We start from the raw sequence: 24024 nt of genomic DNA on the forward strand, positions 1-24024 counted from the left end.
CCTCTAGGCTTGGTCACGCAAATAGTCCAAGCCACCTACGATCGCAGCCACTTGAGCTAAGATGCATTGCTCAGGGGTGGCATGAGCGCTATCGGGATAAACCTCGGTGGTGGTTACATAAGGTGCATCGGTTAAACCCATACACAATCCGAGTTCACGGCCAGCGTAATGAATCACGCCTTCTTGCTGTAATTCAGCCCCAATGATTTTACCTTCGTCGTCCGCTGGGGCGATATGAGTTACTTTGCGCACGGAGTCGATAATGGCACGCTGAAACTCTGGCGTCGGAATTTCTGAGTTACCCACCGTATAAAAACCATCCGGAATGTTCCAGTTGGTATTAACAGTGCCATCAAGAGCGGCTTTCGCCGGACGAAATTCGCTATTGTCGGTATCAGTCGTTTCGTGCAGATCAAAATGAGCTAAAAATTGCCATTGCTGTTGGCCTAGATAATCCATGATGTTGGCACATTCAGCCGCAGGGCTAGGTGCTTTAAAGGACCGGTTAGGGTCTATCGCATGGGGGTTCCAACGATTGATGGTTTCGTAGCCCCACGGGCTTAGACAAGGTGCGACAACCAGATTAAACCACTGACTGTAATGCTCAGCTTGGGTTTCTAAAAACCGCAGAGCGCCATGTACACCACTGGTCTCATAGCCATGCACCCCGCCCGTAATTAATACCGTAGGCTTGTTTGATTGCCAATCGCGGGTTTTTACTGCAAACAACGGGTAGTTATTCGCTGGATATTCAATCAGGCCATATTGTTCTACATCAAAACGTTCATGCAAAGCGTTGATAGCGGGTACCACGTCCTCAAAATAAGAACGCTTGAGCTGCTGGGCTTGTTGCCATTCGAGTTTCTCTGCAGGCCCCCAAGGTTTGCCCGGAGTACCAATTGGATATTGACGTTCAACCATAATTTACCTCGTGTTCGTTAAGCCCCAGCCAAGACCATCGCTGCTTGCACTAACACTGCAATGTTTGCCACCACGCCCACAATGAAAAAATAACTACGTGGGCTGGGGTTTTTCTCGGTTGCTATCGCATAATACAACACCATGTGAATGATGCGAATAATAGCATAGAGCCACACCCAAGCGACGAACCACTGCGACTGCACTCCACTCAAAATAGCGAGTAACACGGCGGCGGCAAAAAAGGGAACGTTTTCGATGGAGTTCTGAAAGGTGCGATGAGCTCGGAACACAAAGGAGTCATGGCTGAGTTCTGCGCTGATTTTACCCGGTACAGCTCCTGGTGCTGCTGCTTTGAAGCGACTGGCCACAAACCACTGTACCATCACCGTCACTAAAATGACCCACAGGCCCCATAATACCCAATCTACAATCATGCTAATTACTCCCGTGTTGTTGTTATTATCTCCCGCATCTAGCGAGTTCTGAATCTATTCTGGTTTAAAAAACCCGATCACCTGCCCCACGGGGACTTTTTCGGGTTGTTGCGCTGATGCAGGGGCCGGTGCCGCTGCTTGACGCTCCTCAAATTTATGCCCGCATTGCACACATTGCACCTGTTCTTGCTGATTTACAATAGTCAGCATCAGGGTATCTTGGGCCTGGCATGCTGGGCATTCTGCCCCAGCAATAAAGCGTTTCCTAGTTCGAGTCATATTCACCTCTTATGGTATCGGGTATAATTGTCGCAGAAACCTAGCACAAACACCAAGTTCAGGAACTCGTTATGATACAAATGCGCGCCATGTCATTAATGCGCGGTGGCAAGTTATTGTTAGAAAATGCCGATATTACTGTCTTTCCGGGGCACCATGTGGGCCTGGTTGGGCGCAACGGCACGGGTAAATCATCACTATTTGCCTTGCTGCGGGGCGAGCTACAAACCGAACAAGGCAGTTGCGAATTGCCACCGGCATGGCGTATTGCTAGCGTGAAACAAGAAACCCCAGCGTTAGATCAAGCCGCCCTTGAGTATGTGCTAGATGGCGATACTGAACTGCGCCACTTGCAACAGCAACTAGCTGATGCTGAAGCTCGCCACGACGGTCATGCCATTGGCTCCTTACACGATGCCTTAGCTACCATTGGTGGTTATGATGCCAACGCACGGGCTGCCGCTCTATTAAACGGTTTAGGCTTTCAACCCGATCAGATTTATTTACCGGTAAAGGCTTTTTCCGGCGGCTGGCGCATGCGCCTTAACTTGGCACAAGCTTTGATTGCGCGCGCAGACCTACTGCTACTTGATGAACCAACCAACCACCTCGATGTTGACGCCATTTTCTGGCTAGAAGATTGGCTGCAACGGTATCCGGGGACGCTGATGGTGATTTCCCACGACCGCGACTTTTTGGATGCGATTGCCGGACAAATCATTCATATCGAGCACCAGCGCGCTACCAGTTACAGTGGCAATTACAGCAGCTTTGAGCGCCAACAAGCAGAACAGCTAGCGCAACAACAAGCGCAGTTTGAAAAAGAACAAGCTCAGAAAAAGCATCTACAGAGCTACATTGACAGGTTTCGCTACAAAGCCAGCAAAGCCAAGCAAGCCCAGAGCCGAATTAAAGCGTTAGAGCGCTTACAGGCAGGAGCCCCCCTACGTGCGGCGAGTGGCTTTCAGTTCAGCTTTAAAGAGCCGCCTCAATTACCTAACCCTTTACTAACCATGCAGCAAGTGCAAGCGGGCTATGGTGAAGGTGATGCCGCGGTCACTATTCTAGCCGATATTAGCTTTAATTTGGTGCCGGGGAGCCGCATCGGTCTGCTCGGCCGCAACGGGGCGGGTAAATCAACATTAATCAAATTGCTAGCAGGGCAACTCAAACCGCAAGTGGGCGTGGTGCAGTTGAACCCCGGAGTGCGACTTGGGTATTTTGCGCAACACCAATTAGAACTGCTTGATTTGCAAGCCAGTGCACTTTTACATCTGCAGCGCTTAGATCCAAACGCCAGCGAACAGCAGCTACGCGATTTTATCGGTGGTTTTGGCTTTTCCGGTGATGCCGCAACCGCAGCAGTTGGGCCTATGTCCGGCGGTGAAAAAGCACGCTTGGTGTTGGCTCTGATTGTCTATCAAAAACCTAATATGCTGCTATTGGACGAACCTACCAACCATTTAGATAGCCAGATGCGCGAAGCCTTAGTGTTTGCTTTACAAGACTTTGTTGGCGCTATGGTGATTGTCAGCCACGACCGTCATTTATTGCGTACCACGGTGGATGAGTTTTATCTGGTAGCTCATCAACAGGTGCAGCCTTTTGCGGGTGATTTGGATAACTACCACGAGTGGCTCAAACAGCAAGCCAGTAGCGCCAACGCTGATACCACCGACGGTAGTAGCGGTAAGGCCGACCGTAAAGCTGAAAAGCGCCAAGCCGCTGAGCGCCGTCAAGCCCTCAAACCGCTGAAAGATAAGGTGGCCAAGGCTGAGCAGAAACTCGAACACGTAAGTGCAGTGTTAGCCGAAATCAATCAGTTGCTTGCTGATAATAGTTTGTATGAGGCCGCCAACAAGGCTCAACTGACTGAGCTTCTACAACGTCAGGCCGCACAACAACAAGCCTTACAAGCGGCCGAAGAAGCCTGGATGGAAGCAGAAGAGGCACTCCACCAAGCCAGTGAACAAGATAACTAAGGAGATTTCATGCTGATCCCATGGCAACAACTTGATGCCGAAACCTTAACCGCGCTGATTGAGAGTTTTGTGCTGCGCGAAGGCACGGATTATGGCGAGCAAGAAAAATCACTCGCTGCCAAAGTTGAGGATGTACGGCGGCAGTTAGAGCACAAACAGGCGGTGCTGGTCTGGTCTGAACTGCACGAAACCGTAAATATTATGGCCGCTGATGAATTTAACCCAGGTGGTGAGTAAACACTTGCTGCCATGGCACCTTGGCATCACCTAACACGATAAAGTTTGGGTTGCCTAAGCTAGTTTCGCGGTTGTAGCTTAAGGGCTGAAAGTATTCATCGACAATACGACCGCCGGCTTCGCCTACAATAACTTCTGCTGCGGCAGTATCCCACTCGCCCGTTGGCCCCACTCGTAAAAAGCAATCGGCACTCCCTTCGGCCACAAGACAGGCTTTTAAAGAGCAACTCCCGGTGGCCACCGTGGTGTAACTGCGTGCGGCACTCATCCGTTGTAGCACCCGTGCTGGCGGCTGGCGGCGACTCATAGCAATGGTAATGGCTTCTTGCTCCGGTTGGCTGAATTGGCGAACTTGCAGGCGTTCGGTGCCCGCCGCCGAGATCTTCACTGCTCCTTGCCCGCGCTGGGCGCAATACAAGGTTGCGGTTGCCGGCCAATAAATCACCCCAAGCACCGGCAGATGCTGCCCCGGTTGTGATTGCTCCACCAGTGCGATAACAATCCCAAAATCGCCGCTACCAGCGATAAATTCTTGCGTACCATCAATAGGGTCAATTAACCAATAGCGTGACCATTGCTGGCGTTCGTCCAAACTCAGGTGTGAGCCCTCTTCCGATAAAATCGGAATGGTCTTATCTAAGGCTGTTAAGCCATCAATGATCACCTGATTGGCAGCATAATCGGCGCTGGTGACCGGCGATTCATCGTCCTTCGCATAGGTTTCGTAGGCTTGATTCTGGTAGATATCCATCACTACAGCACCGGCTTGGCGGGCGACCACACAGGCACCATCAAGCAACTCAGCTAATTCTGCTACATCAGTATCGGCTCGTTTCATGCGTGTCCCTCGCGCAAAGTCATTAATAACGCGGCTATGCTGCGTGCTTCAGTAAAATCAGGCTGGGCCAACAAGGCATCGATGTCATTGGTTGACCAAGGCACTAGTTCTAACGGTTCTGGCTCATCACCTTGCAACTGCTCGGGATAGAGATCTCGCGCCACAAAAATATGCATGGTGGCAGCAAAAAACTGCGGCGCCATAGTCACACTCTTCAGCGGAATCAGCTCTCTTGCGCCATACCCTATCTCTTCTTTAAGCTCGCGATTCGCGGCCTGTTCAGGCGACTCGCCGGGGTCGATTAAACCTTTCGGAAAGCCCAACTGATAATTGTGTAAGCCTGCCGCATACTCGCGCACCAACATCAGGGTATCCGCCTTTAAGAAAGGCACTATCATTACGGCGCCGCGACCACTACCCGCCATGCGCTCAAATTGGCGTTCTTCCCCATTACTAAAACGCAAATCGACCGCCTCAATTTTGAGTAACCGACTTTGCGCCACAACTTGACGAGTTAAAATTTCTGGAACTTGTTTGCGCGCCATGATGATTCCATTAACTAGCTTGACACATCGGACGTTATTTTTTCCGCGACAGTGGTACTATAACGATAAAGCGCAAATGGGTACAACCCACAAGGAGCATTCATATGGCGACACCCCCTATTCAATTTGATGCGGTAGTGATTGGCACCGGCCCCGGCGGTGAAGGTGCAGCTATGCAGTTAGCTAAACATGGCCGTCGCGTTGCCGTGATTGAAAAGTACGATTCAATTGGTGGTGGCTGCACCCACTGGGGCACGATCCCATCAAAAGCACTGCGGCATTCAGTAAGTCGCTTAATTGAATATAACAGCACGCCCTTGTTTGCCGGCGAAAAAGTTCACCGCGGGCTAACCTTCGCCGAAATTTTACGCCATGCACAAGGGGTGATTGGTAAGCAGATTCGTTTACGCAGCGGTTTTTACGAGCGCAATAATGTCACTGTGTTGCACGGCGTCGCAAGCTTCGAATCGGCCCACGAGCTGCGCATCACCCAAGCCGATGGTACTTATGAAATCATTGGCAGCAAACAGATTGTGATTGCTACAGGTTCACGCCCTTATCATCCTCAGGATGTCGATTTTAGTCACGAACGCATCTACGACTCAGACACAGTATTGCAACTCAAACATGAACCACGCAGCATCATTATTTATGGTGCTGGGGTGATTGGTTGTGAATATGCCAGTATCTTTCGGGGGTTAGGCGTTAAAGTAGATTTAATCAACACCCGTGAACGGCTGCTATCGTTTCTAGATGCAGAGATCTCCGATGCGTTAAGCTATCACTTGCGCAACAGTGGCGTGGTGATCCGTCATAACGAAGAATACCAAAGCATCCGCGGCCATGAAGATGGGGTGACTATGTACACCCAGTCTGGTAAACGTATCGATGCTGATTGCCTGCTGTTTGCCAACGGCCGCTCTGGTAACTTTGAGCAGTTACAACTTGAGACAGTGGGTTTAACCACCAATCATCGGGGTCAGTTAGAAGTAAATAAGCACTATCAAACTGCGGTTGATAACATCTATGCTGTGGGGGATATTATCGGCTATCCGTCGCTAGCAAGTGCAGCCTATGATCAAGGGCGCATCTGTGCCACCGCCATGCTCTTTGGTGACTGTGATCAGCGCTTGATCAGTGATATTCCTACCGGAATTTACACCATTCCAGAAATCAGCTCGGTGGGCAAAACTGAAGAAGAATTGACTGCGCAAAAAGTACCCTATGAAGTGGGCCGAGCGCAATTTAAGCACCTGGCTCGAGCGCAAATTTCTAATATGTTGGTAGGTAACTTAAAAATTCTGTTCCATCGTGAGACCAAACAAGTGTTAGGGATTCATTGCTTTGGCGAACGCGCGGCTGAGATCATTCACATCGGCCAAGCCATTATGGAGCAACAAGGTGAAGGCAATACCATCGAGTACTTTGTCAACACGACCTTTAACTACCCAACCATGGCTGAAGCCTATCGCGTGGCAGCACTTAATGGCTTAAACCGAGTAAAAAATTAATCGTTAAGAGCTAGACCACCGCCGGCAATTCAACCCGGATGCATAATCCACCAAGCCGTTGACTGGTGCTAAACACCACGCGGCCTTGGTGGCGTTCGACAATTCGTTTCACAATCGCTAACCCCAACCCAGAACCTTTAGCGGCGCGGGCCGTGTCACCTTGAGTAAAAGGCTGAATCACTTTCGCTACTTGCTTGGCAGGGATACCCGGGCCATTGTCACAAACCTTAAACCACACTCGCTGCCGACTTTGGTCATACCCCGTTTCGATAAGTACTCGTCCGTTACCATAACGCTCAGCATTCTCGAGTAAATTTTGCAGCACCCGTTTAATGGATATGGCACGCACTGCAACATCGGGCACCTCGGTGTAAATCACCTCGATCTTGCTGTGCCAATTTTCGGGACTATGGCCCACCACTTCTTCAACTAAATAATTCAGATTATTACGCTCGTTATCGGCTACAGTATCAATGCGAACATAATCAATAAATTGATCAATAATGGCGTTCATATCATCAATATCATTAATGATACTTTCAGCTAAATAATCTTCATCTGGTGGCATCATCTCTGTCGCCAAACGAATCCGTGTGAGTGGTGTCCGCAGATCATGAGATACCCCTGCCATCAGTAAGGCGCGGTCTTGCTCAAGTTGGCGTACCCCTTCTGTCATTTGGTTGAAAGCCCGAGTTACTGCCACCACCTCGGTCGAGCCAGCTTCTTTAAGTTGATCTGGATATTCGCCGCGACCGATACGTTTAGCTGCTGCTTCTAGGGCCTTGAGCGGACGGTTTTGCCACGTTGTAAACAGCATGCCACCGAATATGCTTAACAAACCAATCAGGCCTAGATAAAAGAGTAACGGTGAAAACCGTGCTTCATCAAACTTATCCAGATCTATCACCAGCCAATAGTCAGGAATCACAGCCGTTTTTATCCAGACTCGATACACGTCGCCCTGTGAAATACGAACTTCGGTATCGGCCTGCAGCAATTCTGACATTTGTGCGGAGAGAAAATTATAACGAGAGGTTTGTTGCAAACCTCGCTTCACCGCTTCTAACTCAGACAGCGGCAACACCCCGGTGGCGGCAGTGTAGTCCTGGACCAACTGTTGGTGCTCAGCACGTGCCCGTTCACTCTGTTGCAGCCAAGTATCTAGCACTAAGATGCCCTGCACTTGGCGCGCCACCACACTACTGATTTGCTGCATACTGGGTTTGACGACATATAAACCAACCATCACATACGATACCAGTTGGTTAATCAGCAGTACCACAGCAATCAAAGCAACGGTGCGAGCAAAAGCTGAGCGAGGTAGTAGGCGCATCGTGACCTTAATTACTTAGATTTATCAGCTGTCGGTGCTTTACCATCTGGCACAAACACATAACCTAGCCCCCACACAGTCTGGATGTAACGCGGATTAGCAGGGTCTACTTCAAGCATCCGCCGCAACCGTGATACCTGCACATCAATACTGCGCTCTAACGCACTGTAATCTCTGCCTCGGGCCTGATTCATTAGTTTATCCCGTGACATCGGCTGGCGTGGATGAGTCACCAAGGCTTTGAGTACGGCAAACTCGCCACTTGTTAGTGGCATCTGCTCGTCGCCTCGATACATTTCACGGGTACCCAAATTAAGCCGAAACTCACCAAACACGATTTCTTCATCTTGCGCCGCCGGAGCACCGGGGATTTCATTACCACGGCGTCTTAGCACCGCCCGAATACGTGCCAGCAGTTCACGGGGATTAAAAGGTTTCGCCAAGTAGTCATCCGCACCAAGCTCAAGGCCGATGATACGATCCACTTCATCCCCTTTGGCGGTGAGCATCACAATGGGAATATCATTGTTCTGTTGGCGTAAGCGCTTACAAATAGTTAGACCATCTTCACCGGGAAGCATCAAATCTAGCACCATCAAGTGAAAGTTTTCACGCTCCAGCAACCGATTCATTTGCTCGCTCTCGGCCGCACTACGAACATAAAAACCTTGTTCTTGCAGGTAACGCTCTAACAAACTGCGCAACCTTGCATCGTCATCTACAACCAGTATTTTAAAAGTAGTTTGACTCATTATTTAGTGCTCTTATTATGACTTACCTGAACTATAAAAGATGCCTACCATAATTACCAAAATTGGCTTGTAAGCAAACATGTCGAAGCGCAACCCCTGCGGCTATGACTCATACTCAATGGTATGTACTAGCCAGTACTTAGTGCCAGTGGGAGTTGTCACAGTCACCTCATCATCCACTTGTTTTTTCAACAGTGCGCGAGCCATCGGCGAGTCAATCGAGATATAATCGTTGCGGCCATAGATCTCATCCGGCCCCACGATACGAAACCGGCGCTGTTGCCCACTCTCATCTTCAATCACCACCCAGGCGCCAAAAAAGACTCGGCCTTGTTGTTGTGGCGAGTAATCCACTATACGCACTTCTTCGAGTCGTTTACGTAAAAATCGTACGCGCCGGTCGATTTGCCGCAACAGTCGCTTATTCTCCTTGTAATCAGCATTTTCGCTGCGATCACCAAGGCTTGCCGCCCAGGCTACTTTCTGGGTGATTTCAGGACGGTATTCGCGCCACAAATAATTGAGTTCATCGGTTAATTTAGTGAACCCAGCACGGGTAATCAAATTTGTCTTCAACGCCTAATCCTTGCTTGGCAAACTGCTGATGGCAAGCATCTTAAGAGGTTTAATTTGAGAATGCTAGCACCTCTATAGACTGGTATACTTGGCCCCAATTTTTAGCTAACGAGAGAAACCATGAGCTCGATTACCCAGCAAATTGCGACCGAATTAGCGGTAGGCTCGCAGCAGATCCAAGCTGCTATCGCGCTATTAGATGATGGCGCTACCGTCCCTTTTATTGCCCGTTATCGTAAAGAGGCTACCGGTGGCCTAGACGACACTCAGTTGCGCAATTTAGCCCAACGCTTAACTTACTTGCGTGATTTAGAAGACCGGCGCCAAGTTATTTTGGCCAGTATTGCCGAACAGGGTAAGTTAACTCCTGAACTAGCAGCCGCGGTTAAGAGCACCCAAGCCAAAACCGAACTAGAAGACTTGTATTTACCCTACAAGCCAAAGCGTCGCACTAAGGGGCAGATCGCGATAGAAGCAGGGCTAGAGCCCTTGGCTGAGACCTTGTTTACACAACCGCAGCAACAGCCAGAATCCTTAGCCGAGCAATACATTAATGCCGAAGCTGGGTTTGCTGATAGCAAAGCCGTTCTTGAAGGTGCGCGTTTTATTCTGATGGAGCGCTTTGCCGAAGATGCGGCCCTATTGAAGAAAGTACGTGAATATTTATGGCAACAAGCGGAAATTGCTAGCACCGTTGCCAGTGGCAAAGAGCAAGAGGGAAGTAAGTATCGCGACTACTTTGCCTTCAGCGAAGCACTTAAGAAAATCCCTTCGCACCGAGCCCTAGCGCTGTTCCGCGGGCGCAATGAAGGGATCTTGCAACTCAAGCTGGTGGCAGATCCACACCAAGAGGATGCTAAAGCCCCCAGTTACTGTGAACACATTATTGCTAGCCATTTGGGCTGGCAGCACCAGCAGCGTGCCGCGGACGCTTGGTTGCAACAAACGATTCAATGGACTTGGCGGATTAAGATCTTGTTGCACATGGAAACCGAACTCTTTGGCGCGATACGCGAACGAGCTGAAACCGATGCCATTCAGATTTTTGCCAACAACCTAAAAGACTTACTGATGGCAGCACCAGCTGGTGCGAAAGTGACCATGGGGCTTGACCCAGGCGTACGTACCGGGGTGAAGGTTGCCGTAGTAGATGCTACCGGCAAAGTCCTTGCCACCAACACCGTGTTTCCTTTTCAGCCGCAAAACCAAGTGGATAAATCGCTTCGGACTTTGGCGACTTTGTGTAAGCAATATAAAGTTGAACTGATTGCTATCGGTAACGGTACTCACTCGCGTGAAACCGATAAATTGGTCGGCGATATGCTTAAAGCACTACCCGAACTCAAGGCGCACAAGGTTATTGTGAACGAGGCGGGTGCCTCGGTGTACTCGGCGTCTGAGCTTGCGGCGCAGGAGTTTCCTGATTTAGACGTATCGCTACGCGGCGCTGTCTCCATTGCCCGACGCCTGCAAGACCCACTGGCAGAGTTGGTGAAAATTGAGCCCAAATCTATTGGCGTGGGCCAATATCAGCATGATGTGAGTCAGGCGCAATTGGCGCAAAGTTTGGATGCTGTGGTAGAAGACTGCGTTAACGCCGTTGGAGTAGATATCAATACGGCCTCGGCGGCGCTATTAGCACGAGTAGCTGGCCTATCGAAATTGGTGGCACAGAATATTATTGCTTACCGCGATACCCACGGCGCGTTCGAGCAGCGCCAGCAATTATTAAAAGTGCCGCGCATGGGGCCCAAAGCCTTTGAGCAAGCTGCTGGCTTTCTACGCATCATGGGAGGTACTCAACCTCTGGATGCTTCGGCGGTGCACCCAGAGGCTTATCCAGTGGTCGAGCGCATTGCTCAGAGTAACAACAAGCAAGTTGCTGAACTCATAGGTGACTCTGGGTTCTTGAAAACCCTGAAAGCGGCCGATTATGTCGATGATAAATTTGGTATTCCAACCATCATCGATATTTTGCGTGAGCTGGATAAGCCAGGTCGCGACCCACGCCCTGAGTTTAAAACAGCCAGCTTTAAAGAGGGTGTCGATAGCATTAACGACTTAACTCCAGGCATGACGCTAGAGGGTGTGGTGAGTAACGTTGCTGCCTTTGGTGCCTTCGTCGATATTGGCGTGCATCAAGATGGGTTGGTGCATGTGTCGGCTCTTTCAGACAAGTTTGTAAGCGATCCGCGCGAGGTGGTCAAAGCGGGTGATATCGTGAAAGTCAAAGTACTCGAGGTAGATGTCGCACGTAAACGCATCGGTTTAACCATGCGTTTAACCGATGACCTCCCTGCCCCGGCTCCGGCGGGTAATGCGGGTAAGAATGCCGCTAAGACGAACCGCAAAGGTGCGCCAGCTCGCGCATCAACATCACCAAACAAACCGGCCGCTGCAAATTCAGCGATGGGTTCGGCTTTTGCCGATGCCTTTGCCAAAGCTAAAAAGTAATAAAAAAAGCCCTACTCATGCTGAGTAGGGCTTTCTTATCTGTTCAGCAAGGGTTGCTGTTAGCTCGCAGGTACCAACTTCAACTGCTGCTGAAATGCTCGTTTATGCGCCATAAAGGTAGCACGCAACTCTTCCGCTCGGTGCTGTAATTCAGCCATCGTAGGTAGGTGCACACTATCTGCTAAAGCTTTGGCTTTAACGTCTAGCAGTTGCTTACGTACTTGATAGTACTCGCGCAATTTAGCCATCAGCTGGTCATACTCTTCATGCCATCTAGCTAAGGTTGTCTCACAGGACACTTGTGCTTTTTGCTTGGCCTTTTTGAATTGCATTTCTAGCCGGGCTTTTTCAATTTGATAACCATTGGTGCGCTTAAGATCACTAGTTAAACCAAGCCATGAACAAGCTCGAATCAACCATTTGGTTGGGTCAAAATGCCACCAACGAATGCCGTTGCGATAATCCGCTGAAAAGATATGGTGGTAGTTATGGTAGCCTTCACCAAAGGTTAATAAAGCCAGTACTCCGTTATCACGCGCGGTGTTGCGGTCAGTGTAAGTTTGCTTACCCCAGACATGCGCCAGCGAGTTGATAAAGAAAGTGGTGTGATGATTAATCACTAAGCGAGCCACGCCCACTAATAACACTGAACCCCAGATATCACCCACTAACAGGCCAAACAAGATGGGCCAGCCAAAACTGGTTAACAAGGTTAAGGTTAAGTAGTTACGATGCTGCCACATGACCACTTTGTCTTGTTGCAGATCTTTGACGTTATCGTAGTTGGTGTAACGCGACGCTTGATACTCACGCAGCATCCAACCGATATGCGAATACCAGAAGCCGCGTTTGGCTGAGTAGGGATCTTTGTCGTTATCATCGACATGCTTGTGATGTTCACGATGATCTGAAGACCAATGTAACGCACTGTTCTGTACGGCTAAAGCACCGCCCAGCGCAAACAGTACGCGTAACGACCAATGTGCGTTGTAGGCACGGTGCGCCCACAAACGATGGTAACCCGCAGTAATTGAAATACCGGCAAAACCAATGGTTGCCAACATTCCCACAATCAATGCGGTAGAGAATCCGTGCGTTATTGCATACCAAGGCACAGCAACAACAGTAATACCAAAGGTAATTGCGAAAACTAACGCATTTAGCCAAATGATAGGGGGTTTTTCAGCGGCTGCTGAATTATTTTGTGCAGACATAACACCAACCAATAAACAAAAAATGAAACACTATGTTCCACTTTAAGTGAACACGTGTACGCTCAATTTACCTAGGTTAGGCGTTTGGTGCAAGCAAAAGTTCCTAAGATACGATGAATTGCGTGAACATGAGTTCACTGACATAATCACCCTTGAGCCACTTCAATAGTTCCATCACCTTCGATAATCAGAGATATCACCATGGCCGGTATTCGTGCTGCACAAAAAGAAAAAACTAGACGCGCGCTCATTCAAGCAGCGATGAATCAATTAAGCGCCGAACATGGCTATGCAAGTTTGAGTTTACGCGAAGTTGCGCGGGAAGCCGGAATTGCCCCTACTTCGTTCTATCGGCACTTTCAAAATATGGAAGAGCTAGGCTTAACGTTAGTTGATGAAGGTGGTTTAACGCTACGGCAATTATTACGCCAGTCGCGGCAGCAAATCGCCAAAGGTGGCTCGATTATTCGCGCCTCAGTGACCACCTTTATGGAGTTTGTGAACAACAACACGGCTATTTTCAGGTTGTTATTGCAAGAAAAATCCGGCAACTCACGAGAATTTCGGATGGCGGTAGCGCGCGAAGTCGAGCACTTTACCTCGGAGCTAGAAGATTATTTAGTAGACGAGCAAAAATTTACGCGTGAACTTGCAGAACTGCAGGCCGATGCGATTGTGCGCATTGTGTTTAGTGTAGGCGCCGATGCGCTCGATGCGGACAACAAGGAGCGCCAACGGCTGACCGAGCAAACTATTCATCAGCTACGCATCATTGCCCGTGGTGCAGAAGCTACGCGGACAGCGGCCATACCCAAAGAATAAGCGGCACAGCGGCAGCAATCATCAATAAGGTGAGCGGTAGTCCAAGCTTCCAATAATCACCAAAAGCATAACCGCCCGGTCCCATCACGAGGATATTTGATTGATGCCCTATCGGCGTCATAAAAGGTAGTGCCGCACCTATGGCCACTGCCATTAAAAACGGATCAGCGGAGACCCCTAAAGTGCTAGCCATGCTTAGCCCTATCGGTGCCATCAATACCGCGGCAGCCGCGTTGTTAACAACATTAGAGAGTGCCACTGTCACTATTAAGAGCACCACCATGGCTACCGCAGCGGGGGCACCTGAACTAATATGTAGCGCCCAATCGGCTAAGGTGGCGGCAGCACCACTACGCTCCAACGCAGACCCTAGCGGAATAGTAGCGCCCAGCAATACCACAATCGGCCAGTCGATATTTTCATAGAGCTCGCGCAAGGGAATAATATTGGCAAATACCATAGCGCCAGCGGCAGCGGTGAAGGCTACCGGCACACTCAGCCAGCCAAGCGCACTCAAAACAATAGCTACCGCAAAGATAATCAGTGGGGTAAATAATTTGCGGGTCCCCCCGATGCGCATACTGCGCTGGGCTAAGGGGAAACAACCGAACCGCCGAAACACATCCGCAAGCACTTCGGCATCGCCCTGAAGTAACAACACATCGCCAGGCTTAAAGCGAATATTTGCTAAGTTAGGTTTTACTGGCTGCCCCTGCCTAGCAACAGCCAAAATATTGACGCCAAAGCGGTGACGAATGCGTAGATCCGCTGCCGAGCGACCAATCAGCCGCGAGTCAGGGCCCACCACGCCTTCTACCACTTGAATATCATCGGACACCAAAAATCGTTGATCTAATTCTTCATCTGCATTGAGTTCAAAACCCGTCGCATCGATAATTTTTTGAAGGGTTTCGGTGTCTGCTTCGATAATTAACACGTCTTCTTGTTTAATGCGGTAATAGCGCGGTGGCGCGGTAATCACTTGTTTGCCCTGCTTCACCGCCACCACCGCAAAGCTATCTTTGATTTTGGTTTCAAACTCATACAGGGTTTCACTAATGAGCGCAGCTCCAGCCGGCACGTAAAGTTCAGTTAAGTACGAGCTCATATCGTAGGGTGAATTAGCCGCATTCCGGCTGCCACTGCTAGGTACCAAAATACGACTGAAGATCCACATAAACACCAGCCCGACCAAGGCTAAGGTGAGGCCAACAGGGGTAAAATCAAAAATCCCAAAGCTAGTGCCCAAGGCTGCTTGCCGAATGTCGGCGATGATGATGTTTGGTGGCGTACCTATCATGGTAATAGTACCGCCTAACAGCGAGCCAAACGCCATTGGCATCAGCACTTTTGAAGCATGGCCTAAACCGCTTCGAGATAACTGTAAGGCTACCGGAATCATGATAGCCATGGTGCCGGTATTGCTGATAAAGGCAGAGCATAAGGTGGTTAGCCCCGTTAACGCCACCATTTGTAAAAAGCTGTTATCGCCCACCCGCTTCATCAAAGAAGCCAGGGCATCTACCACCCCTGAGCGCCACATGGCATGACTAATAATAAGTACCGCCGCTACCGTGATCACAGCGGGATTTCCAAACCCAGTAAATACTTCTGCAGCCGGCACTAAGCCAAACACTGCAGCGGCTAACAAAGCCAACATAGCGACCAAGTCGTAACGCCATTTATCCCAAATAAAAAGTGCCAACGCCGCAAGTAAAATCGCACCTATAAGTAGCTGGTCGGTCATAAAGAGTCCATTAGTCGCTCGATAACCTACAGATTGGCGTGATTTTTTGTGAAGTCAATAAAATTACTGTTAATATGAAGCGAAATTTACAATAACAATCACCAAGGAGTATTCTATGTTGCGACGACTTAGCCTGGTGCTATTAACGGCAACCCTTGCGTTACCAGCCATGGCACGTGATATCTCATTAACTGAAACCATTACGGTACGTTCAGTTAACAGCGCCGTGCTTGCCGCAGATGGCCAACTTGCTGCCTACACGCAAGTCACCCCAAGAACGCCATACAAAGATGATGATGGTGGTTCTTATCAAGCGCTCTACACAGTGCTGGGCGATACTAAGGTGCCTTTTATTACCGGTAAAGAGAGCTTCAGCCAAGTTAGTTTTCATGGTCAAACTCTGTACTTCTTAGCCAAGCGTGGTGATGACAAGCACACTAGTCTGTACCGTATGGCAACCACAGGTGGTGAAGCCCAGAAAGTGGTGAGCCATGTAAACAACATTTACAGCTACAGCATTAGCGCTGATGGCCGTTATGTTGCTTTTAGAGCACAAACCAAAGCTGATGAAAACAAGAGCAAATTAGCTAAGAAAGGCTTTCGCGCAGAAATTTATGAAGAACAACATGTCTTTACTCACGCGTGGTTAGTTGACACTCAAGTAGATACTGTTGAGCCAGTCCAAGTGACGGATAATCAGCAAGTTCTTTCGGTGGCATTCCGTCCTGGCAGTGAGCAGTTGTTGGTACGTACCGCACCTACGGCCTTAGTTGATGATAACTACATGAGTAGTCAGTATCAGTTAATCGATTATGCTGGCAAGCCTGTCTCCACATTTGCGTCAGAAGGAAAACTTGGCAAAGCTGAGTTCTCTCCGGATGGGCGGTATTTGGCGGTGATTGCGGCGGCCGATTACAACGACCCAGCAAGTGGCCGTTTGTACGTTTATGACACCAGCAAAAACAACGAACGCAAAGATGTACTGCCTGATTATCAAGGCCACGTGCAAGACATTGCTTGGCGTAAAAATGATGAGTTGATTTGGTTAGGTCATCGCGGCACTCAAAGTGAGGTACAAGCACTTACCATGCAGTGGTTCGAAAGCCGTACCCTACTCGAGCCAGGTAAGCTGATTGCCGTAGATATTGAAGCAGCACCAGGCCAGAACGATATTCTTGTTCGCGCCCACAGTGCTGAGCATCCAACTGAACTGTTCCGTTTGAGCAACCAACAGCTTCAACGCGTTACCGACTCAAACCCATGGCTAGCTGATATTACCCAGCCACGCCAAGAAACCATCACTTACAAAGCTCGTGATGGTTTAGAGCTTGAAGGCATTGTGGTGTATCCAACTGATTACAACAAAGGCACCAAGTACCCGTTGATTATGGTCGTACACGGCGGTCCTGAGGCCCATTACAGCGATGGTTGGTTGGATCGTTATGGCAGCCCGGTAAAATACGCTGCCCAGCAGGGCTTTGCATTATTCTTCCCGAACTATCGTGGTAGTACAGGTCGTGGCGTTGAGTTTTCTAAACTTGGCCAGAACGATTATGCTGGTAAGGAATTTGACGATTTAGTTGATGGCAAAAACCATTTGGTTGAGATGGGCTTAGTAGATGCCAAAAAAGTCGGTATCACCGGTGGCTCGTACGGCGGTTTTGCTTCTGCTTGGGGTGCCACCGCACAAACTGAACACTTCGCCGCAAGCGTGATGTTTGTAGGTATCAGCGATAACATTTCTAAGTTCGGTACCACCGATATCGCCAAAGAAATGCACGCGGTGCACGCCCGTAGCTACCCATGGGAGAAATGGCAATGGTACCTAGAGCGCAGCCCTATTTACCACGCCGAAAAAGCTCGCACGCCGATTTTAATTATGCACGGTAAAGAAGATACGCGAGTTCATCCAAGTCAGTCGATGGAGCTCTACCGTTATCTGAAGACCCATGGCAAAGTTCCTGTACGGTTAGTGCTGTATCCGGGCGAAGGCCATGGTAACCGTCGCGTTGCAGCGCAGCTAGACTACTCCATGCGTTTGATGCGTTGGATGCAACACTTTTTAGTAGATGGTGGTAAAGAAGCGCCAGCGCATGAATTACCGCACGCTGATAATCTTTAACGGCTAAGACAAGGATCACTCACCATGGATGCAATCAAAAGTTACCTTAGTTGGTGGGTGATTCCGCATCAGTTTGAACCTGAAGATTTACGGTATCGGCAAGTACAGCTATTACAAGCTGTGCTTGCCTTTTTACAGGTTTATTTTGTCTTTTTTGTGCTCCTAAACAGTTTAGTGCTATTGCTGTTCGATATGGCACTGGTGGACTTAGTGGCAGCAGTTTTGGTTACCGCAGTTCAACGCTATACCAAAAGTACGCTTAATATTCGTTTAGCTGGGCAGCTTACGGTAGGTTTGATCATTAGCTTTATGTTGGTCTACTTGCATGTAGCTGAAGGCCGCAACTATTCTTATTACTGGCTGACGATTGTGCCATCGCTGTCTTTCTTTTTGCTTGGTGGGCGCCAGGCTATTTATATCAATCTTTTGTTTTTCAGTTACGTGATAGGCTTTTTACTATGGCGTGCACCTGAATGGTCAGAGCACTCATTTAACTTGGCCAGCCTTTTTAATATCACTTTAGCGACCACTTTTTTGGTGATGACCATCCGTCATCATGAACGCACCCGGGCGGCGGCCCAAATCATTCTTGAAGATAAAAATAAACAACTCACTTTGTTGGCCACTACCGATAGGCTTACTGAGCTTTATAATCGCTCGCACCTAGATCACATGTTAGGGCACTTAGTATCGCAAGCAAAACGCCAACAGCAACCGCTGGCAGTGATCATGATTGACGCCGATTTGTTTAAATTAATTAATGATGAATTTGGTCATCTGGTGGGTGATGAAGCGTTGATTGAGCTAGCTAAGCTGTTGCGTAATAACGTGCGCGAAGCAGATATTCTGGGGCGTTGGGGCGGTGAAGAATTCTTGATTATCTGTCCCCAAACCAACAGTAAAGAAGTGGCTGAGCTGGCCGAACGCATTCGTGTCAATGTAGGTAATCATAGTTTTACTAACCTACAACTTAATCTAACCTTAAGTCTAGGTACCGCAGTACTTACCCCAGAACTTGCGGCGGCTTCGGGTAAATCAACTTCTGCGCTTGCAGTAGAACTTATTCAGCATGCTGATAATGCCCTTTATAAAGCTAAGCATGGTGGCCGTAATTGCGTGGTAAGTAGTAGTTATTAAGGCTATGAGGTTTAAGCAGACAGAGCAAAGGAAGCTGTTTATTTAAAAGCTCAGCTTGTCTCGGTAAGACAGGTCTCATACTAGAGACAAGCTGAGTTGTTGTGCTATAAAGCCAGCTATAGGCACTAGCTTACATGTTATAGCTGCGGGCCAGCAGCAACCAAGGCTTGGCCTTCTGCGTTATCAGTAAACTTCTCAAAGTTCGCGACAAAACGCTGTGCCAAATCTTTCGCTTTTAAATCCCATTCAATCACGTCGCTATAAGTGTGACGTGGATCTAAAATATTGCTGTCTTCAACCCCAGCTAATGCCGTTGGCATGGCTAGGTTAAAGTATGGCAACTGCACAAAATCAGCATCTTCAATGCTGCCATCCAAGATAGCATCAATAATAGCGCGGGTCGCTTTGATAGAAATACGCTTACCAGTGCCATTCCAGCCAGTATTGACTAAGTAGGCTTCTGCGCCGGCAGCTTCCATACGCTTGACCAAAACTTCAGCATATTGAGTTGGGTGCAACGACAAGAAGGCTGCGCCAAAACAACTAGAGAAAGTTGGGGTCGGCTCAGTGATGCCACGCTCAGTTCCCGCTAATTTAGCGGTAAAGCCTGACAAGAAGTAATACTCAGTTTGCTCTTTGCTCAGCTTAGACACTGGCGGTAGTACGCCAAAGGCATCAGCGGTCAAAAAGATAACTTTCTTCGCATGACCAGCTTTAGACACTGGCTTAACGATGTTATCGATGTGATGAATTGGATAGGAAACCCGAGTATTTTCAGTTTTTGAGCCATCATTAAAGTCAACGGTACCATCCGCTAAAACAGTGACGTTTTCTAACAATGCATCGCGTCGAATAGCACGATAGATATCTGGCTCAGCTTCTTCAGACAGATTGATGGTTTTCGCGTAGCAGCCGCCTTCAAAATTGAACACGCCATCGTCATCCCAGCCATGCTCATCATCACCGATTAACTGACGTTTCGGATCCGTCGATAAGGTGGTTTTACCGGTACCTGACAAGCCGAAGAAGATCGCCACATCACCGGCTTCACCCACGTTGGCTGAACAGTGCATCGAAGCGATACCTTTTAATGGTAAAAAGTAGTTCATCATCGAGAACATACCTTTCTTCATTTCGCCGCCGTACCAAGTACCACCAATTAACTGAATACGTTCAGTTAAATTGAAAGCCACGAAGTTTTCAGAATTCAAACCGTGCTCTTGCCACTTCGCATTGATACATTTAGCACCGTTCATCACCACAAAATCTGGCTTGAAGCTAGCTAGTTCTTCTGCGCTTGGACGAATGAACATGTTTTTTACAAAATGGGCTTGCCAAGCAACTTCTGTGATAAAGCGCACCGCTAAACGGGTGTCTTCGTTAGCTCCGCAGAAAGTATCTACTACAAACAGACGCTTACCTGATAACTGAGTGGTTACGGTCTGCTTTAAATCGGCCCAGATTTCTGGTGAAATAGCTTTGTTGTCGTTTTTGCCTTGATCAGCCCACCACAACGTATCCTTGGTTGTTTCGTCACGAACGATGTATTTATCTTTCGGCGAGCGACCAGTAAAAATACCGGTATCAACGGCAACTGCGCCTAGTTTAGTGACGGTTCCTTTTTCGTAACCATGAAGGTCATCGCGCGTTTCCTCTTCGAACAAAACATCGTACGAAGGGTTGTGTACGATTTCACTGACGTCTGTGATGCCATATTGGCTTAAATCCAGATCAGTCATGGGCTGAACTCCTGCGGGTTTAGTTTAGCTTAAATTAACGACAATTCGTGGGGCGAGATTTTAACCCGAAATGCTCAAAAATAATAGTCTAACCTATGTCTTAGGGGCTAGAATGGCTGAGTTTTTGCTAACTTTTTAATTCCTAAGTGGCGCTAGAGTGCCAACTTGCCAACCTATAGTTGTGATTATGATACGTGATGCTTTTAATACCAGAATAGGCTTTATTCTTGCAGCCGCGGGCTCTGCCGTAGGGCTTGGCAATATTTGGGGCTTTCCGACCCAAGTGGCTAATCATGGCGGCGGCGTGTTCTTGTTGGTCTATTTGTTAGTGGTATTAATTCTCGCTATTCCAGCACTTTATACCGAAATCTCGTTGGGCCATGCGGCTCAAGCCAACCCCGTGCAAGCCTTACGTAGCTTGGCACAACGCCCCGCTGGAGTGGGTGCTGCGGCCGGTGCCGGTATGGGCTACCTGAATGTCGGTGGCGCCATCTTGATGCTGAGTTTTTACCATTTAGTCGCCGCTTGGATGTTGGCGCAGGGGTTAGCGTCGCTCGCTCTTGCGCTCAACCTAGACCAACTAAGCCAGTGGCTGCAAACCGGTAGTCATAGTCGCGACTTGGTGCTGATGTTTGCCTTTATTAGTCTTACTTTTGGGATTGTCATTAAGGGCGTGCAACAAGGTATCGAACGCTGGTCACGGCGTTTAATGCCGGTGTTGGTGCTTCTACTACTGAGTCTCATTGCCTACATTCTTACTTTGCCGGGTGCTAGCACTGGTTTAGCGGCCTACTTAATTCCTGATTTATCCGCATTACAACAACCGGGGCTGATTGTCGCAGCGATGGGACAAGCGTTTTTCTCGTTGTCGATCGGCTTGGGCGGCATGATGATCTATGGGAGTTACCTGCCTAAAGACACCCGTATCGGCAAGTTAGTCTTTGGGGTGGCAGGGCTGGATACACTGATTGCGTTTCTAGCCGGGTTGCTGATCATTCCTGCGTTATATGTCGCTATGGCACAAGGGCTCAGCGTTGCAGAGGGCGACCAACTGATTGGAGAAGGCCAGTTGATCTTTCAAATCTTGCCGCAATTGTTTGCTCAATTAGGTACGGCCGGAGCTTGGCTAGGCTTTGCCTTTTTTGCGCTACTCAGTATTGCTGCGCTGACCTCAACGATTGCTACTGCGGAAGTGCCCATTGCCTATGCCATCGAGCAACACCAGCTGTCACGACGCCAAGCAGCTTGGATTATTGCTGCGCTGATAGCCGTCATCGGTAGTGCTTTGGTGATTTGGTTTGAACCACTCTTCAACTGGGTGGTGACCTATGTTACTCAGTTCCAATTGCCGCTGTCTGGGCTGTTTTATTTTATTGTGTTGGGTTGGTTATGGCAGCGGAGCAATCGCTTACGTGAACTTGCCCAACAGCAGTTGAAGTATCGTTTGCTGTTCTGGCACTTACGGGTCGTGTGCCCGCTACTATTGCTCTGGGTATTCGTGGATGTTGCGTTTTAAGCTGTTCAGTTGCAGCTTATCGAGCGTTAAGGCTCACTAGAGCCTTAACGATGATTCATCGAGTTAATTCTGATTGGTTGCCTGATCGCGCAGTTTAACTTGCTGTTCTAAAGCTGCTGCGACACGACTATCGGTAAACTGGCGGACATCGCCATGATGAATAGCGACTTCTTTCACTAACGTTGAAGAGATAAAGGAATTCTCTTCAGCGGGCGTCAAAAAGACACTTTCTAGGCCCGGAAACAGCCGGCGATTCATATTGGCTAACTGAAATTCATACTCAAAATCTGAAACCGCACGCAACCCACGAATAAGTACAGTAGCGCCCTGCTCTTTAGCAAAATCAACCAACAAACCACTAAAACCAACAACCGTAACGTTGTTCAAATTCTCTGTGACTTGCTGTACCAAAGCTACTCGTTCTGCTAATGAGAACATCGGCTTTTTGCTAGGACTGTTGGCAACGCCTACAATCACTTCACTGAATAAATTTGCTGCCCGCTCAATCAGATCCGCATGGCCGTTCGTAATAGGATCGAAGGTGCCTGGGTAAATAGCGCGTTTATGCATCAATTATCTCCCGTTGCATAAATGAGGATGCGCAGCCCCCTGTAGATCAGGTAAACTATGCAACATAAATCCATGAATCAGTCCGAACCACGGAGAATTACATGAAGAGCGATTTTTATCAACAGCTTGAAGCCCAGCTCGTGGAGCTTGAAAACGAAGGCTTGTACAAAAACGAACGCATCATTTTAGGCGACCAAGACGCTGAAATCGAAGTAGGTAACGGCGAGTCCGTACTTAACTTCTGCGCCAATAACTACCTTGGTTTAGCCAATAATTCTGAACTGATTGCGGCAGCAAAGCAAGGTCTAGATGAACACGGCTTTGGTACCGCATCAGTACGTTTTATCTGTGGTACCCAAAACATTCACAAGCAATTAGAAGCTAAATTGAGTGAGTTCTTAGGTACCGAAGATACCATTCTTTATTCATCATGCTTTGATGCCAATGGCGGCTTATTTGAGACCCTCATGGGCCCCGAAGATGCCATCATCAGTGACGAGCTTAATCATGCCTCGATTATTGATGGAATTAGATTGAGCAAGGCGAAGCGCTATCGTTACAAAAATAACGATATGGCCGACCTTGAAACTCAACTGAAACAAGCAAAAGCCGACGGCGCTCGTAACATTCTGGTAGCCACCGATGGCGTGTTCTCAATGGATGGCGTGATTGCCAACCTTAAGGGCATTTGTGATTTAGCCGATGAATATGGCGCCCTGGTGATGATGGACGACTGTCATGCCACAGGTTTTTTAGGTGCTAACGGTAAAGGTACTCACGAGTACTGCGAGGTCATGGGCCGCGTTGATATTATTACCGGCACCCTCGGTAAAGCATTGGGTGGCGCTTCAGGTGGTTACACCTCAGGTAAAAAGCCAGTGATTGATTGGTTGCGTCAGCGCTCGCGTCCTTATCTGTTCTCCAACTCAGTGGCACCTGCGATTGTGCAAGCCTCTATCCGCGTACTTGAGATGCTTGAGCAGGGCCATGAGCGACGCCAGAAACTTTGGGATAATGCTAACTACTTCCGTGAGCAAATGACTGCCGCTGGCTTTACTTTAAGCGGTGCAGACCATGCCATTATTCCAGTGATGATTGGTGACGCGCGCTTGGCCTCAGAGATGGCCGACCGAATGCTCAAAGAAGGTATCTATGTGGTAGGCTTCTCATTCCCTGTAGTACCGCGTGGTAAAGCTCGTATTCGTACGCAAATGAATGCTGCCCATAGTCGTGAGCAGCTTGACCGTGCTATTGATGCCTTTACCCGTATTGGTAAAGACCTCGGAATTATTTAA

General features: G+C 48.7%; 21 protein-coding genes. 9 read left to right on the forward strand and 12 right to left on the reverse strand.

Annotated elements, in window-relative coordinates:
- Window positions 1-3 precede the first annotated feature (3 nt).
- The 3 genes from ACQ661_RS09795 to ACQ661_RS09805 are packed head-to-tail and all read right to left on the reverse strand — an operon-like array spanning window position 4 to window position 1634.
- Entirely contained in the window at window positions 4-921 is a 918-nt protein-coding gene (locus tag ACQ661_RS09795) for a M14 family metallopeptidase (protein WP_431668250.1), read from the reverse strand.
- Between the two features lie 17 nt (window positions 922-938).
- Window positions 939-1355 (reverse strand): MAPEG family protein, encoded by a 417-nt coding sequence (locus ACQ661_RS09800; RefSeq protein ID WP_369743130.1) that lies wholly within the window; start codon window positions 1353-1355, stop codon window positions 939-941.
- Window positions 1356-1409: 54 nt separating this feature from the next.
- The gene (locus ACQ661_RS09805) at window positions 1410-1634 is read right to left on the reverse strand and encodes a YheV family putative zinc ribbon protein (protein WP_431668251.1); all 225 of its coding nucleotides are present in this window, start codon (window positions 1632-1634) and stop codon (window positions 1410-1412) included.
- Window positions 1635-1705: 71 nt separating this feature from the next.
- Between ACQ661_RS09805 and ACQ661_RS09810 the strand changes: the two genes are divergently transcribed.
- Both ACQ661_RS09810 and ACQ661_RS09815 read left to right on the forward strand, forming a co-directional pair.
- Window positions 1706-3616, forward strand: a complete 1911-nt coding sequence (locus ACQ661_RS09810) for an ATP-binding cassette domain-containing protein (protein WP_431668252.1) — start codon at window positions 1706-1708, stop codon at window positions 3614-3616.
- A gap of 9 nt (window positions 3617-3625) precedes the next feature.
- Window positions 3626-3853: a YheU family protein gene (locus ACQ661_RS09815; protein ID WP_110076629.1), complete on the forward strand. Its 228-nt coding sequence runs from the start codon at window positions 3626-3628 to the stop codon at window positions 3851-3853.
- Here ACQ661_RS09815 and cysQ read toward each other — a convergent pair.
- Together cysQ and nudE are read right to left on the reverse strand one after the other, a co-directional pair.
- A complete protein-coding gene (gene cysQ, locus ACQ661_RS09820) occupies window positions 3834-4691 on the reverse strand; it encodes a 3'(2'),5'-bisphosphate nucleotidase CysQ (RefSeq protein WP_110076630.1) in 858 nt (285 codons plus the stop codon). The genes ACQ661_RS09815 and cysQ overlap by 20 nt on opposite strands.
- Window positions 4688-5236, reverse strand: coding sequence for an ADP compounds hydrolase NudE (gene nudE, locus ACQ661_RS09825; protein ID WP_431668253.1), 549 nt, complete (start codon window positions 5234-5236; stop codon window positions 4688-4690). Before nudE ends, cysQ begins: the two co-directional genes overlap by 4 nt.
- Before the next feature lie 104 nt (window positions 5237-5340).
- Between nudE and sthA the strand changes: the two genes are divergently transcribed.
- Window positions 5341-6747: a Si-specific NAD(P)(+) transhydrogenase gene (sthA, locus tag ACQ661_RS09830; protein ID WP_431668254.1), complete on the forward strand. Its 1407-nt coding sequence runs from the start codon at window positions 5341-5343 to the stop codon at window positions 6745-6747.
- A 10-nt stretch (window positions 6748-6757) separates the two neighbouring features.
- On the opposite strand, the gene envZ is transcribed toward sthA, so the two are convergent.
- The 3 genes from envZ to greB all read right to left on the reverse strand — a co-directional run bounded on the left by envZ (window position 6758) and on the right by greB (window position 9408).
- Entirely contained in the window at window positions 6758-8080 is a 1323-nt protein-coding gene (gene envZ, locus ACQ661_RS09835) for a two-component system sensor histidine kinase EnvZ (RefSeq protein ID WP_431668255.1), read from the reverse strand.
- An 11-nt stretch (window positions 8081-8091) separates the two neighbouring features.
- Window positions 8092-8832 (reverse strand): osmolarity response regulator transcription factor OmpR, encoded by a 741-nt coding sequence (gene ompR / locus ACQ661_RS09840; protein ID WP_110076634.1) that lies wholly within the window; start codon window positions 8830-8832, stop codon window positions 8092-8094.
- A 102-nt stretch (window positions 8833-8934) separates the two neighbouring features.
- A complete protein-coding gene (gene greB / locus ACQ661_RS09845; protein WP_431668256.1) occupies window positions 8935-9408 on the reverse strand; it encodes a transcription elongation factor GreB in 474 nt (157 codons plus the stop codon).
- Between the two features lie 120 nt (window positions 9409-9528).
- Here greB and ACQ661_RS09850 point away from each other — a divergent pair, with 120 nt between their 5' ends.
- On the forward strand, window positions 9529-11862 hold the full coding sequence (locus ACQ661_RS09850; RefSeq protein WP_431668257.1) for a Tex family protein: 2334 nt from the start codon (window positions 9529-9531) through the stop codon (window positions 11860-11862).
- A 59-nt stretch (window positions 11863-11921) separates the two neighbouring features.
- Here ACQ661_RS09850 and ACQ661_RS09855 read toward each other — a convergent pair whose 3' ends face one another.
- Complete coding sequence (locus ACQ661_RS09855) at window positions 11922-13076, reverse strand: acyl-CoA desaturase (protein WP_431668258.1); 1155 nt, start codon at window positions 13074-13076, stop codon at window positions 11922-11924.
- Between the two features lie 201 nt (window positions 13077-13277).
- On the opposite strand from ACQ661_RS09855, the gene fabR reads away from it, so the two are divergent.
- The gene (fabR, locus tag ACQ661_RS09860) at window positions 13278-13898 is read left to right on the forward strand and encodes an HTH-type transcriptional repressor FabR (RefSeq protein WP_313933209.1); all 621 of its coding nucleotides are present in this window, start codon (window positions 13278-13280) and stop codon (window positions 13896-13898) included.
- Here the strand turns inward: fabR and ACQ661_RS09865 are convergent.
- Window positions 13867-15645 carry an SLC13 family permease gene (locus tag ACQ661_RS09865; RefSeq protein ID WP_313933210.1) on the reverse strand — a complete coding sequence of 593 codons (1779 nt, stop codon included), beginning with the start codon at window positions 15643-15645 and terminating at the stop codon, window positions 13867-13869. The two genes, fabR and ACQ661_RS09865, sit on opposite strands and share 32 nt — an antisense overlap.
- A 115-nt stretch (window positions 15646-15760) precedes the next feature.
- Between ACQ661_RS09865 and ACQ661_RS09870 the strand changes: the two genes are divergently transcribed.
- Both ACQ661_RS09870 and ACQ661_RS09875 read left to right on the forward strand, forming a co-directional pair.
- Window positions 15761-17767, forward strand: coding sequence for a S9 family peptidase (locus ACQ661_RS09870; RefSeq protein ID WP_110076640.1), 2007 nt, complete (start codon window positions 15761-15763; stop codon window positions 17765-17767).
- A gap of 24 nt (window positions 17768-17791) precedes the next feature.
- Window positions 17792-18904 carry a diguanylate cyclase gene (locus ACQ661_RS09875; RefSeq protein ID WP_431668259.1) on the forward strand — a complete coding sequence of 371 codons (1113 nt, stop codon included), beginning with the start codon at window positions 17792-17794 and terminating at the stop codon, window positions 18902-18904.
- Between the two features lie 137 nt (window positions 18905-19041).
- Here the strand turns inward: ACQ661_RS09875 and pckA are convergent, their stop codons facing one another.
- Window positions 19042-20643: a phosphoenolpyruvate carboxykinase (ATP) gene (pckA, locus tag ACQ661_RS09880; RefSeq protein ID WP_431668260.1), complete on the reverse strand. Its 1602-nt coding sequence runs from the start codon at window positions 20641-20643 to the stop codon at window positions 19042-19044.
- Between the two features lie 181 nt (window positions 20644-20824).
- Here pckA and ACQ661_RS09885 point away from each other — a divergent pair, with 181 nt between their 5' ends.
- Window positions 20825-22159, forward strand: coding sequence for a sodium-dependent transporter (locus ACQ661_RS09885; RefSeq protein ID WP_313933214.1), 1335 nt, complete (start codon window positions 20825-20827; stop codon window positions 22157-22159).
- A 63-nt stretch (window positions 22160-22222) separates the two neighbouring features.
- On the opposite strand, the gene coaD is transcribed toward ACQ661_RS09885, so the two are convergent.
- Entirely contained in the window at window positions 22223-22729 is a 507-nt protein-coding gene (gene coaD, locus ACQ661_RS09890) for a pantetheine-phosphate adenylyltransferase (RefSeq protein WP_153827026.1), read from the reverse strand.
- A gap of 101 nt (window positions 22730-22830) precedes the next feature.
- On the opposite strand from coaD, the gene ACQ661_RS09895 reads away from it, so the two are divergent.
- Window positions 22831-24024 (forward strand): glycine C-acetyltransferase, encoded by a 1194-nt coding sequence (locus ACQ661_RS09895; RefSeq protein WP_431668261.1) that lies wholly within the window; start codon window positions 22831-22833, stop codon window positions 24022-24024.

The organism is Pseudidiomarina sp. WS423 (genome assembly GCF_050750165.1).
GTDB classification, from domain to species: domain Bacteria; phylum Pseudomonadota; class Gammaproteobacteria; order Enterobacterales; family Alteromonadaceae; genus Pseudidiomarina; species Pseudidiomarina fusca.